Annotated in this window: 12 protein-coding genes and 1 pseudogene; 5 read left to right on the top strand and 8 right to left on the bottom strand. The window is 59.2% G+C overall.

Annotated features, from left to right (window positions below; all coding sequences use genetic code 11):
* Positions 1-31 precede the first annotated feature (31 nt).
* The 3 genes from M5G20_RS25870 to M5G20_RS25880 form a co-directional block, all read right to left on the bottom strand.
* Positions 32-1123 (bottom strand): glycerol dehydrogenase, encoded by a 1092-nt coding sequence (locus M5G20_RS25870; RefSeq protein WP_273921506.1) that lies wholly within the window; start codon positions 1121-1123, stop codon positions 32-34.
* 120 nt (positions 1124-1243) lie between these two features.
* Positions 1244-1936, bottom strand: coding sequence for an SDR family NAD(P)-dependent oxidoreductase (locus M5G20_RS25875; protein WP_273921507.1), 693 nt, complete (start codon positions 1934-1936; stop codon positions 1244-1246).
* A gap of 31 nt (positions 1937-1967) precedes the next feature.
* A complete protein-coding gene (locus tag M5G20_RS25880) occupies positions 1968-2768 on the bottom strand; it encodes a shikimate dehydrogenase family protein (RefSeq protein ID WP_273921508.1) in 801 nt (266 codons plus the stop codon).
* A gap of 212 nt (positions 2769-2980) precedes the next feature.
* Here M5G20_RS25880 and M5G20_RS25885 point away from each other — a divergent pair, with 212 nt between their 5' ends.
* The gene (locus M5G20_RS25885) at positions 2981-3655 is read left to right on the top strand and encodes a GntR family transcriptional regulator (RefSeq protein ID WP_273921509.1); all 675 of its coding nucleotides are present in this window, start codon (positions 2981-2983) and stop codon (positions 3653-3655) included.
* 79 nt (positions 3656-3734) lie between these two features.
* On the opposite strand, the pseudogene M5G20_RS25890 reads toward M5G20_RS25885, so the two are convergent.
* Positions 3735-3893, bottom strand: a pseudogene (locus M5G20_RS25890) (sensor histidine kinase); the annotation flags it as partial.
* A gap of 228 nt (positions 3894-4121) precedes the next feature.
* On the opposite strand from M5G20_RS25890, the gene M5G20_RS25895 reads away from it, so the two are divergent.
* From M5G20_RS25895 to M5G20_RS25905, 3 genes are read left to right on the top strand one after another with little or no spacing between them, the layout of a single operon-like run.
* Positions 4122-5147: an acyl-CoA dehydrogenase gene (locus tag M5G20_RS25895; RefSeq protein ID WP_273921510.1), complete on the top strand. Its 1026-nt coding sequence runs from the start codon at positions 4122-4124 to the stop codon at positions 5145-5147.
* Positions 5144-5914 (top strand): PIG-L deacetylase family protein, encoded by a 771-nt coding sequence (locus M5G20_RS25900; protein WP_273921511.1) that lies wholly within the window; start codon positions 5144-5146, stop codon positions 5912-5914. The genes M5G20_RS25895 and M5G20_RS25900 overlap by 4 nt, the downstream gene beginning before the upstream one ends.
* Positions 5911-6510 carry an SAM-dependent methyltransferase gene (locus M5G20_RS25905; RefSeq protein ID WP_273921512.1) on the top strand — a complete coding sequence of 200 codons (600 nt, stop codon included), beginning with the start codon at positions 5911-5913 and terminating at the stop codon, positions 6508-6510. Before M5G20_RS25900 ends, M5G20_RS25905 begins: the two co-directional genes overlap by 4 nt.
* Here M5G20_RS25905 and M5G20_RS25910 read toward each other — a convergent pair whose 3' ends face one another.
* From M5G20_RS25910 to M5G20_RS25925, 4 genes are all read right to left on the bottom strand, one after another.
* Positions 6511-7161, bottom strand: a complete 651-nt coding sequence (locus tag M5G20_RS25910) for a glycosyltransferase (protein ID WP_273921513.1) — start codon at positions 7159-7161, stop codon at positions 6511-6513.
* Between the two features lie 222 nt (positions 7162-7383).
* A complete protein-coding gene (locus M5G20_RS25915; RefSeq protein WP_273921514.1) occupies positions 7384-8679 on the bottom strand; it encodes an OprD family porin in 1296 nt (431 codons plus the stop codon).
* Positions 8680-8810: 131 nt separating this feature from the next.
* Positions 8811-9266, bottom strand: a complete 456-nt coding sequence (locus M5G20_RS25920) for a type II 3-dehydroquinate dehydratase (protein ID WP_273921515.1) — start codon at positions 9264-9266, stop codon at positions 8811-8813.
* A 15-nt stretch (positions 9267-9281) separates the two neighbouring features.
* On the bottom strand, positions 9282-10637 hold the full coding sequence (locus tag M5G20_RS25925; protein ID WP_273921516.1) for an MFS transporter: 1356 nt from the start codon (positions 10635-10637) through the stop codon (positions 9282-9284).
* A gap of 166 nt (positions 10638-10803) precedes the next feature.
* Here M5G20_RS25925 and M5G20_RS25930 point away from each other — a divergent pair, with 166 nt between their 5' ends.
* The gene (locus tag M5G20_RS25930; protein ID WP_150734469.1) at positions 10804-11688 is read left to right on the top strand and encodes a LysR family transcriptional regulator; all 885 of its coding nucleotides are present in this window, start codon (positions 10804-10806) and stop codon (positions 11686-11688) included.
* The last annotated feature ends 13 nt before the right edge of the window (positions 11689-11701 follow it).

An 11701-nucleotide genomic window follows, 5' to 3' on the forward strand; every position in this document is an offset into this window, starting at 1 on the left:
TCAACGGGGTGGTTGTGTGTTCAAGGGTGTTTCAATGAGTCAGGCCTTCGAGCGCCTGCATGGCACTGATCAACTCGGCGCAGGTCAGCGGGTCTCCCGAGTGCGACGCGAAGTTGCGGGCGTGGGGCGCTTTGAGCGTGGGATCGGCGATCTGCATCAGCACTGAATCGTCGATGTGCTGAACACCCAGTTCGGCCAGGTTGCGCGGCAGACCAATGCGTTGATAGAAGCTCAACATGTCGCCCATCATTTCGGCGTCGCGGTCCTCCAGTACCAGTTGCACCAGCAAGCCATACGCCACTTGCCAGCCGTGGACCTGCTGTTGCGCCCCGGGGATTTTCGACAGACCGCGGGTCATCGCATGAGCGATGGACAGGCCGCCGCTTTCGAACCCCAAGCCGCTCATCAACAGCACCGCTTCGATCAGGTGATCGAAGGCAACCGTCACCTCGCCAGTCCCGGCCTGGGCCAGTGCTGGTTCGGCGTATCGACGAATGATTTGATAGCACTCACGCGCCAGTACCAGTCCCGAAAGGGCCGGGCGTGCGCCGAACATGTTCACGCCACCGGATTTGTAGCACTGCTCGGCTTCGAACTTTTTGGTCAGGGCATCGGCGATGCCGGCCAGCAGGAAGTGGCGCGGTGCCTGGACGATCAGTCCCGTATCCACGAGCACGTATCGGGGACTGACGATCAAGTGTCCGACTTCGCTCAGCTGATGGTGCGCGTCGTAGACCACGTAGTTTTTCGAGGTGGGTGCATCGTTGGACGCCACGGTCGGCATGGTGATCAGCACACGACCCGTGGTGTGGGCGAGGGCTTTGCCTGCGTCGATGCATTTGCCGCCGCCGACGGCCAGGATCATGTCGAAGTCGACTTTCGATGCGGCCATCCTCAGGCCCGCAATGCCCTCGGCGGTGATCTCGCCATCGAAGGTGACGTAATGCAACTCGATGTCTGCCTGTGCACAGCTGTGATCGAGTCGGGTCCTGATCAAACCCAGCACGTAACTGTCGATGACTACCACGGCCTTGTGTCCGCAATTGGCCAGATAGGTACCTGCCTGAGTCAGTACTTCAGGGCCTTGGACGTAACGTCCGGGTGAGCCAAAAACCAGGTTCATTGAACACCTCACTGCTTATTGTTGTTCGAGGACGACTGCAGGCTGTCTCGTCTCGATCTTGTTTTGATGCATGATATATCATGTTTTTTGACGGTCAAGCACTCAATCGACGAGTTGTCGTCAGGCGATCGAATACCCGCCGTCTACCGGCAACGTCGTACCGGTCACGTACCGTGCGTCGTCCGAAACCAGGAATGCGATGACGTTGGCCACGTCCTCCGGTGCGCCCCAGGTCTTCATTGGAATGCGCGTCATGATGCCTTGCGAGCGCACCGGGTCTTCAAATGCCCGCCGTGACAGATTGGTCAGGATCCAGCCCGGCGCCACGGCATTGGCACGCACACCATCAGTGGCCCAGGCCACGGCCATGCAGCGTGTCAATTCGGAAATGGCGGCTTTGCTCGATGCGTACGCCGGGGTCTTGCTGGAGCCGAAAATCCCCCACATCGAAGCGAAATTCACCACCGCCCCGCGAGCGGCTTTCAGGCCGGGCAGGGCGGCGTTGGTGATGCGCAGCACGGCTGTCAGGTTGACGTCCATGACCCGACTGAAGCCTTCAAGCTCCCACTCACGATTGTGATCGATGATCCCCGCGGCGTTGACGATTGCATCGACACGATCAAACCGGCCGAAGAAGTCGTTCACCGCATCGTCGTTGGTGACGTCCAGTTCCTGGTAATGAATTCCTTGCATCCGTTGCTCGGGCTCACCGAGGCCGAGGGTGAAGACCTCGTAGCCGTCAGCGAGCAGTCGTTGCGCCGCGGCCAGGCCAATGCCCGAGCCTCCGCCGGTAACGATTGCGGTCTTTTTCATGGTTTTTCCTCATGGGTTGTTTGCAGGTCTTTCAGGCGCCGCATTGCGCAAACAGAAACTCGGCCAGCAAGTCGATCTGGCCGGTGATCATGTGGGCACCTTTATGAATGACGCAGCCACGCTCGGCGGCAGCGCTGAGCAGCGGCGTGATATCCGGGTTCATCACCACGTCACCGACCACCGTGCCGGGCGCCAGCGTCTCGATGGGCAGCGGCAAGGGATCATCGGCTTTAAGGCCCAATGCGGTGCCGTTGATCACCACATTGAAGCCGCTGGCATCGGCAGGGCCGGCGTTGATTCTTCGCGCAGGGAACAGCTGCCGCAACTCGGCGACCAGCTCTTCGGCCTTGGCAGGTGTGCGATTGCTGATTACCAGTTCCTGAATCTCCTCGGCCAGCAAGGCGTGGGCGATTCCAGTGGCAGCGCCGCCTGCACCGAGCAGCAACACGCGTTTGTCGTGCAGGGCATGGCCCTGTTTTTTCAGGCCGACAACGAAGCCGTCACCATCGAACATGCGCCCGCTGAAGCGTCCGTCAGGCAAGCGTTTGGCGACATTACACACGTTCAGCAGGCTGGCAGTCCCTTGGAGTTCATCACACAATTTCGCCACTTCCAGCTTGTGCGGCACGGTGACGATCACCCCCGCCAGGTTTTCAATCCCGCGCAAACCTTCCCACGCCGTAGCCAGGTTGGCTGGCGAAACTTCCCAGGGCACGAGAACACCGTCATAGCCCAGGCGTTCCAGCAGCGGGTTGAAAAACTCGGGAGTGCGCAGATGTTTGGCCGGGTAGGTGAGATGGACCACGACCCGGGTTTTACCGCTGATAGGCATAGTGTTGTTCCTTTGTAATTTTGTTGTGATGCATGATATATCCTCGATGCGCATCTTCGTCAACCGCATTTACGAGACGCCTGGCAAGGAAGACCCTCTGGCAGTGAAAAATTGATGATGTATGATGCGTTATCTATGCTTTGGGCTTGCAGCGCAGTTTCTCCGCTGGGCCGGCATACCATCATCGACCTGGAGATCGAGTAACAGTGACCGTGCATAAGCCCATTGATAAAGGCAACTTGAGCGAACGGGTGTATTCAATTATTCGCACCGCGTTGATGGACGGGCAGTACCAGCCAGGTGATCGCTTGCGCATCAGCACCCTCGCCGAAGAGTTCGGGGTATCGATTACACCTGTACGCGAGGCGATTTTTCGTCTGGTCAGCGACCATGCGCTGGACATGAAGGCTGCGACATCAATCTATGTCCCTGAGCTGACGGTCAGTCAGCTGCGGGAAATCCAGTTGATCCGCCATCTTCTGGAAGGCGAGGCTGCCAGTGTCGCGGCTCAGCGAATCACCCAGCCGGAACTGGAAAAGCTTGAAGCCATTCAGGACGCATTCCAGAAGGCGGTTCCCGTCGATTACAAACAAGCCGCGTTGTTGAACCGGGAGTTCCACTTCGGATTGATCTCAGCGGCGCGCATGCCTGTGGTCTCTAAAACCCTCGAGAACATGTGGGTCATCATGGGGCCGCTGCTGAGCCGGTTCCACGCCGAAGTGCCGAAGAGAGAACTGGCGAGTGCCAAACACAAGCACTTTGAAGTGCTGGAAGGCTTGCGCACCCGTAATTCGGTCCAGGCCAAAGGTGCAATGCAAGCGGACATCGCTTGGGGCGAGTTGATGATCGAGTGGCTGGAAAAACAAGAGAACCTGGTTGAGACGTGAGACGCCTGATGAACTGCTGATCGTGGCTGATATCAGCGAGTAGTCGAAATCAGCCCGACCCGGGTGCAGGCGATTGTCCTCACAACCATTTGAACCGTGCCGGAAACCTCGCGACAAAACATGTTCCCGCGTTGATTGTCGAGGACACAGTCAAGGTTCCGTTATGGGCCGTAGCGATTTGCGCGGCGATGTACAGCCCAAGGCCCAGCCCTTCACCCCGTTGTCCGGCTTCGGAGCGGCGCAACACCGTCCATTGAAATGCATCAAGCCTTACTGGTTGCAGACTGAGTCTGGCTGCTCAGCCGCTCTGAAATCTGTGCTCGGCGAGACTTCCCGCAGGTTCAGTGAACTCCTGCAAGCCGCCTGCCTCTGAACATCAAGAGCACTTCGGCGCGCATTCACATCCTGCCTTTCGCCAGTTGCTCGGCAACCCCCGTATCCAGCCGTCCACCAGGGAGCGCCGGCGATGAGCAACGCCGCAAACTTACAAAATCTGCTGACCAGGTTCGCAGCCCGACCCGTGAGTTCACCGGACACTGCGTTGCCACAGGTGATGCAGGAACTCATCGACAGCGGGTTCGCTTCCCTGCCGATGCCCGGCCAAGGCCTGACGCTGGAGCGATGGCGGACGCTGGCAGCCGTGGCCGCATGCGATCTGGCGTTGGTCAAACTGTTCGAAGGCCATACCGATGCCATGGCCATCATGGCGGAGCTTGAACCCGATCAACCGCTGCCCAAGGGCCTTTGGGGTACTTGGGCTGCCGAGCCGCATTTCGCTCGGGTCAACATCATGGATCGTCAGGGCGACCGCGTGTATTTGCACGGGCGCAAAGCCTGGTGTTCCGGCGCGCCAATGCTTGATGGGGCGTTGCTCACGACCTGGGATGAACAGCATCGACCGCAACTGGTCGCCGTGGATTTGCGGCAATCCACCATCAGCAGAATGGCCGATGCGTGGCAGGCAGTCGGCATGGGCAGCACGGCCAGCGTTGATGTGGCGTTCAAAGGTGCGTTGGGACGTTGTGTCGGGATGCCCGGCCAGTATGTGGATCGACCGGGTTTTTGGCAGGGCGGGGGAGGGATTGCCGCCTGTTGGTACGGCGCGGCGTGTGCGCTGGCCGGTTACCTTCGCGAACATTGTCGCCAGCCCCATCACGACGCGCATGCCGCCGCGCACCTTGGCGCCGTCGATGCAGCGCTGTGCAGCGCCGCGGCGTGCTTGCGGGCCACGGCGATGTGGATCGATGCCAAACCCCGGGCCTCGGCGCAAATACCTGTCCGGCGATTACGCGCCCAAATGGAAACCACGGTTAATGAGGTGCTTGCGCAGGTGGGGCGTGCGCTGGGCGCTACGCCGTTCTGTCGCGATGCTCACTTTGCCAGGCTCGCTGCGGATTTGCCGGTGTTCGTCCGGCAAAGTCATGGGCAGAAAGATCTCGCGGCACTGGGCGAACTGATCGCTGCGCAACCGGATGATGGGTGGCTGCTGTGAGCGATGAAACGCCCGAGGCTGAAAACCTTATCCGGGGGAAGGGCACCCCGCTGGCCGAATGGCAGGCCTGCCCGGCGCTGGCGGATGTGCAAACCATCACCCATCAACAACTGATCCCCGAGGGGCGGCGTGTGGTTGTCGTCGCGCCGCACCCTGACGATGAAGTCCTCGGCTGCTCTGGCATTCTGGCCGGGATGAAGGGCAGGGAGGCCGACGTGGTGATGGTCGCGGTGACCGATGGCGAAGCGAGTCATCCTGGTTCCCGGGAGTGGCCAGTTTCACGGTTGCGTGAACAGCGCCCGCTGGAAAGCACCCGCGCCCTCGACCGATTGGGGCTCGATGCCAATGCCTTGAACTGGCAGCGCTTGGGGCTGCCGGACAGCGCTGTGCCGGGGCATGAGCCGCAGTTGGTCGAGCGGCTGCTGGCATTGATACAGCCTGGTGATCGAGTGGTGAGCACCTGGCGATCGGACGGGCATTGCGATCACGAAGCAACCGGTAGGGCCGCGGCTTTCGCGGCATCACAGCGCCATGCCTGCTTGATCGAAGTCCCGGTCTGGGCCTGGCACTGGGCACGACCGCAAGATCCGAGAATTCCCTGGGCGCGGGCCCGCAAGTTGATGCTCGATGCAGCCGTATTGGCGCAAAAGCGCCAGGCGATCAACGCCCACGTCTCGCAGATCAGCCGCGACGACAGGGCCCCGGCGGTGCTGGATCGAGAAACCCTCGAACGACTGTTGCAGCCCTTTGAACTGGTGTTTATATGAGCGTATCGCCTGACTATTTTCAGCAGATGTTCAACGCCAGTGATGACCCCTGGTCTTTCCGCACCCGCTGGTACGAAAAGCGCAAACGTGAATTGATGCTGGCAAGTCTGCCGCGCCAGCGATATCAGCGGGTTTATGAACCCGCCTGCGCTAACGGCGAGTTCAGTGCGCTACTGGCCGAGCGCAGTGAATCGCTGCTGTGCCAGGACATCATCGAAAAGGCAGTAACGCTCGCGCGTGGGCGATTGCGTCACTTGCCCCATGTCCGTGTCGAGCAGGCACACATTCCCGAAGATTGGCCGCAGGGCACGTTTGATCTGATCGTCCTGAGTGAAGTCGGTTACTTCCTGGATGCCAAGGCGTGGCAGCAGGTGATCGAGAACACGTTGCTGAGCCTCGGCCCTGCAGGCGGCGTGCTGGCCTGTCATTGGCTGCATCCCATTGAGGGATGCTCGCAGGATGGCCATGAGGTTCACGCCGCGCTGGCGGAAAACCTGCATTTGCACCGTCTGGTGCGCCATGAGGACAAGGATTTTCTGCTTGAGTACTGGAGCCGACAACCCACCTCGATCGATCTCGCTGAAACCTGCCAATAGCTACTGGGCCAACGACTGCAGATAGTCGGCAAAACCTCCGCGACAACGGCCGTTTTTGCGCGCGCTGGTGGTCACCCGGTTGCTGGCGGTCCACAGAATGTTCGCTCCGCTGCGCTCCAGATCGTTAACCAGTTGCACATCTTCGTGGGCTGCCAAGGCCTTGAATCCGCCCGCCCTGCGGTAAGCCGCCGAAGAAACGCCAAAATTCGCCCCATGGATGTGGCGGTGGCCGTCGAGGGTGCGGTAATGGGCGTGGTAACGCTCCCGCACCCCATGCGGATGTTCCGACCAGTCGCTCACCTCGACCAGCCCACACACGGCATCCACATTGAAGCGAATTTGATCGGCGAGCCAGGTACTGGGAACCACCGTATCGGCGTCGGTGAACGCCAGCCATCGTGCGTCCACCCCCAACAGATGCTCGGCACCGTGCGCCCGGGCCTTTCCGACGTTGCGGTGGGTGCAGGTCAATGTCATCACCCCATAGGACCGGGCGATTTCCAGGGAAGTGTCTGTGCAGTCGTCCAGCACGATCAGGATTTTTACCTCTTCATCGTCAAGGCCCTGGTGAAAGGCCGCCTCCAGCAGTGATTCGATGCATTGGTTCAAAAGCCGCTCTTCATTGTGCACCGGGACAACGACTCCAATCATTTGAAGGCCTCCATAACGCCTGCACCCAATAGCCGGCTTTTCGATGTCGACCGGTGCGCAGGGCGTTTGGTTGCAATAAACGTGTGGAGGAAAAGCACAACACCGGCACGAGGCCGGTGCTGTGCGACATGGTCAGCCTGTTCTGCCGCCTTCACGCACACCGATAATCCACAGCGCTGTATCGGCGGGACGGAACCTTCTGTTGTCCTGCGAGGAACCGCCTTACAACAAGGAAATCGGATAGCTGACGAAGAGTCGGTTTTCATCGAATTCGTTCTTGTTGAAGTCTCTGCGCATACTGGAGTTGCGCCATTTGACGGACAGGTTTTTCAAGGCGCCCGATTGAACGACATAAGCCAGTTCCGATTCGCGCCCCCATTCCTTGCCGTCCGTGATAGCGCCGGTGTGGACGTTGTCACCACTCAAGTAGCGATTCATCAGGGTCAGGCCAGGAACGCCGACGGTGACGAAGTTGAAATCGTGACGTACCTGCCACGACCGCTCCTGGGCGTTATCGAAACTGGAGTTGTAACTGTCGTTCGCCAAGGTGCCGCCACTGGCGCCGTTGACCCGCATCCAAGCGGTATCGCCGGTGAGCTTCTGCAGGCCGACATAAAAGGTGTTCCCGCCCAGTTTTGCCGAGAACAAGCCGAAGGCGGTCTTGTTGTCCATGTCGCCGGCCAGATGGGCGCCATCTTCCTTGCCGGTGAAAAAGCCCAAGTTTGCACCGAATGTCCAGTCACCCACAGGTTGGCTGTGGCTCAGGCTGAAGTACTGTTGCTGATAGATGTCCTTGAGTTCGTCGTACCACAGCCCGACCGTCGTGCGCTTGCCGTTGAAGGTGTATTCACCGCCACCGAAGTTGAATCGATCGGACGTGAACGCCGCTTTGCCGTTCATGGACATGTCTTCCATGCTGGCGTCATTGCGCGGGCTGTTCTGCCTGATTTGACCGCCGTACAACGTCAGCCCACCGATTTCCTGGGAGGTGATCTGCGCGCCACGAAAGGTCTGCGGCAACGAACGACCATCATCGGAACGCAGGATCGGCAGCGTACTGACCCATTCGCCAACCTTCACCACCGTTTTTGAAACCTTGGCCTTGGCGGCAACGCCCAAGCGTCCGAAGTTGTCAGCGGGGCGCCCATCATCATGGACCGGCAACAGTTGCGTACCGGCGGTGCCTTTGCCGCCGTCGAGTTTCTGCGAGTAAAGGCCCAACACATCAACGCCAAACCCTACTGGACCGGGCGTGTAGCCGGAGCGCGCATCGAGGATAAAGTTTTGTGTCCATTCCTCGGCTTTGTTCTGCGGTGTGGCGCTGTTCGGGTAGGCGGGATTGACGAAGTTGCGATTGATGTAGGCGTTGCGCAGATTGAGCGTGGCCGTCGAACCTTCGATAAAACCGCTGTTTTCATCAGCATGAACGACAGCCGCCGAGCCGGCACTGAGTGCCAGGGTCAGGCCGATCAATGAGTAATGGGCGGGCACGTTACGGCGAAAGCAGGTGTGGCGCATGGAGGTTGTCTCTCTATGAATTATTATTTTTTTCAGGAGTTTTTTTGCTGCGGGCGACTGAATTTCAGGCGCAAGCGGCCCTGGCAATCACTTGCCGAGGGACCGCGGGTAAGCGTCTGGGGAAGGGGGGGTTAGTTGTTGACTGCCTGACGACGCAGCAAGTCATCGATAGCCCGGATTGCGAGCGGATAACCGTCGGCGCCCATGCCGCAGATCACCGCGTTGACCACGCCAGACATGATCGAGTGGCGGTGCAGTTCATCCCGTGCATGGATGTTCGACAGGTGCAGTTCAATCAGCGGCGCGTCGAGCAACTTCAGCGCATCCAGTACCGGAATCGAATGGAACGAAAGACCGGCCGGGTTGATGATCACTGCTGCGCCTTGCTCGAAGGCCTCTTGAATCCAGTCGACCATCACGCCTTCGTGGTTGGTCTGGCGAAAGTCGCATACCAGGTCAAGTTCCTCGGCCAGCCTTTCACTGCTTTGCCGGATCTGTTCGAGCGTGGTGTGGCCGTAAATGTGTGGCTCACGACGACCCAGCAGATTGAGGTTAGGGCCGTTGAGGATGAAGACAGTGCGGTTCATGGACGTCCTGCTGCGTTATTTGGAAAGAAGGGCGGTGGTGCGCGCGTCGACGGTGTCGTCTTCGGCAACGGCGTTGAGGTCGATGCCGCGGGTTTCCGGACCGATGACGATCATCGCCAGCGAGATCAGGTTGATCACCGCACACAGCGTCACCAGGGGCCACGGCGAGTTGTTCGACTGGCTCATCAGGTAGACCGCGATCATCGGCATCGGGCCGCCGATCACCAGGTTGGCGCCGGTGTAGGCCAGTGCGGAACCTGAATAACGAACCTGGGTCGGGAACGCTTCGGCAAAAGCCACCGGCTGGATGCCGCTCTGAAACTGGGTGAACCCGAGGAACAACCCCATGATTGCCATGATGGCGGGGACGTTCAGCGTATTGAGGATCGGGAAGTAGACGAACAGGATCAGCAAGGTCATGCACGAACCAAATGCCAGGGTCTTTTTACGGCCCCAACGATCGGACAGATAACCACCGGCCAGCGCACCGAAAATCGCGCACATGTTGGCCACCATCAGCGACATGAAGCCTGTCGACTGGCTGAAGCCCAAGTGCTTGGTGAGGTAGCTGAGGGAGAAAATCACGATCAGATAGAACAGCGCTGCGGGCGAGCAAAAGAACAGCATCAGGCGCAGGATGGTTTTGTAGTGGCTGCCCACGGCGGATTTCAGCGGGCTCTTTTCCTGTTTGACCGGGTTCTTTTTCAAGGCGACGAAGGCCGGCGTTTCATCGACTTTCAAGCGGATGAAGATCGCGACCACCACCAGTACGAAGCTCATCAGGAAGGGGATTCGCCAGCCATAGCTTTCGAATTGCTCGCTTGAGAGCGTTGCTGCCAGGCCCATTAACACTCCGTTGGCCAATATCTGACTGAGCGGTGAGCACAGGCCGAGCATGCCGGAATAACGTCCGCGGCGATCGGGGGAGGCGTGTTCCAGCGCCATCAGTTGAGCGCCGGTGGACTCGCCGCCCAACGCGAAGCCCTGAATGACCCGCAGCAGCACCAGAAGGATCGGTGCCCAGACGCCGATTTGACCATAAGTTGGCAACAGGCCCATCAGCACCGACGCCAGACCCATCATGGTCACGGTGGCGAGCATCAGGTTGCGGCGGCCGAGTTTGTCACCCAGGTAGCCACAGGTAATCGCACCCAATGGGCGTGCGGCCAGGCCGACACCGAAGGTTGCCAGCGAGGCGAGCAGGCCTGCGGTTGGTTCCATCGCCGGGAAAAACAGCTTGGGCAGAATGGTCGCGGATATTGCGCCGTACAGCGTGAAGTCGAACCATTCCAGGGCGGTGCCAATGGTTGCGGCGGTCACTGCTTTGCGAGGCATTCGCAAGTCATGAGTCTCGTTATTGATCGTGCTCATAGAGGTGCTCGTCATTGTTTTTATGGTTATGGGTTACCTGCACGATCCCGCTCAAACAACGGCAATTCGCGGGATGTGTCGAAGTGTGTAGACGTTAACCGATCCTGCTTGCAGAATAATTATCGAAATAACGACAAATCAATAAGCCAGCCTTATGGGAAGCCTGATGGAATTGCGTCACCTTAAAGCCTTCGTCGTGGCCGCCGATCTGCAACACTTCAGTCGGGCGGCCGAACAGTTGGGCATCGCGCAGCCGGCACTGAGTCAATTGATGCGCACCCTGGAGTCAGAGCTGGGACTGGCGCTATTCCGTCGGGAAAACCGGGGCGTGGCGCTGACAGCTGCCGGCGAAGCCTTTCTGCCCCATGCGCGGCAGTCCATAGAGTCCAGTGAACTGGCTACCGCGGCCGCACGCCGCGCCCGGCGAGGTGAAGTGGGCGAGATCAACATCGGCTACCACTCAGCGCTGTTCGAAGCCAACCTGCCGCAATTGCTGCGCCATTACTTCAGTACATTCCCGGAGGTCAAAGTGTCGCTGGTGGACGCCGGCATTCGCATGCAGTTCGACATGCTGCTCGACCATAAGCTGGACCTGGCGTTTGCCAGGGTGTTCAAAGACCACTTGCCAGATCGTTTGCGCACCCATCATTTCAGTCAGTCGAGGCTTGTTTTGCTGATTCCCGACAACCATGAGCTCGCGCAAAGTTTCACCGGCGACCTGGCGATGCTGCGGCACGAAAAGTTCGTTTTTCTTCAGGACACTGCCGGCATCGGCCTGACATCCCACACACTCCAGGCGTGCCGGCAAAACCAGCTGCACCCGGAAAATATTATGTATGTACCGTCACTGATGAGTATCCCCGGGCTGGTGGCCGCCGGGATCGGGCTGAGTATCGTCCCTGAAGCGATGACGCGACTGACCATGCCGGGGATTCGCATTGTGCCGTTGGCCCAACCGGAAATGGTCAGTGAACTGTCACTCATTTCCCGTATTGATGAACGTTCAAGCGCGGTATTGCACTTTATTGAAGAGGCCCATGGTTGGGGATGAAGGGTTTCACCGC

It is taken from the genome of Pseudomonas sp. TNT2022 ID1044, assembly GCF_028656895.1.
In the GTDB taxonomy this organism is placed as follows: domain Bacteria; phylum Pseudomonadota; class Gammaproteobacteria; order Pseudomonadales; family Pseudomonadaceae; genus Aquipseudomonas; species Aquipseudomonas reinekei.

Excerpts from the sequence above, each read along its gene's own strand:
- M5G20_RS25920 (WP_273921515.1), bottom strand. The coding sequence starts at position 9,266 with ATGAACCGCACTGTCTTCATCCTCAACGGCCCTAACCTCAATCTGCTG.
- M5G20_RS25925 (WP_273921516.1), bottom strand. The coding sequence starts at position 10,637 with ATGAGCACGATCAATAACGAGACTCATGACTTGCGAATGCCTCGCAAA.
- M5G20_RS25880 (WP_273921508.1), bottom strand. The coding sequence starts at position 2,768 with ATGCCTATCAGCGGTAAAACCCGGGTCGTGGTCCATCTCACCTACCCG.
- M5G20_RS25895 (WP_273921510.1), top strand. The coding sequence starts at position 4,122 with ATGAGCAACGCCGCAAACTTACAAAATCTGCTGACCAGGTTCGCAGCC.
- M5G20_RS25930 (WP_150734469.1), top strand. The coding sequence starts at position 10,804 with ATGGAATTGCGTCACCTTAAAGCCTTCGTCGTGGCCGCCGATCTGCAA.
- M5G20_RS25870 (WP_273921506.1), bottom strand. The coding sequence starts at position 1,123 with ATGAACCTGGTTTTTGGCTCACCCGGACGTTACGTCCAAGGCCCTGAA.
- M5G20_RS25905 (WP_273921512.1), top strand. The coding sequence starts at position 5,911 with ATGAGCGTATCGCCTGACTATTTTCAGCAGATGTTCAACGCCAGTGAT.
- M5G20_RS25910 (WP_273921513.1), bottom strand. The coding sequence starts at position 7,161 with ATGATTGGAGTCGTTGTCCCGGTGCACAATGAAGAGCGGCTTTTGAAC.
- M5G20_RS25915 (WP_273921514.1), bottom strand. The coding sequence starts at position 8,679 with ATGCGCCACACCTGCTTTCGCCGTAACGTGCCCGCCCATTACTCATTG.
- M5G20_RS25875 (WP_273921507.1), bottom strand. The coding sequence starts at position 1,936 with ATGAAAAAGACCGCAATCGTTACCGGCGGAGGCTCGGGCATTGGCCTG.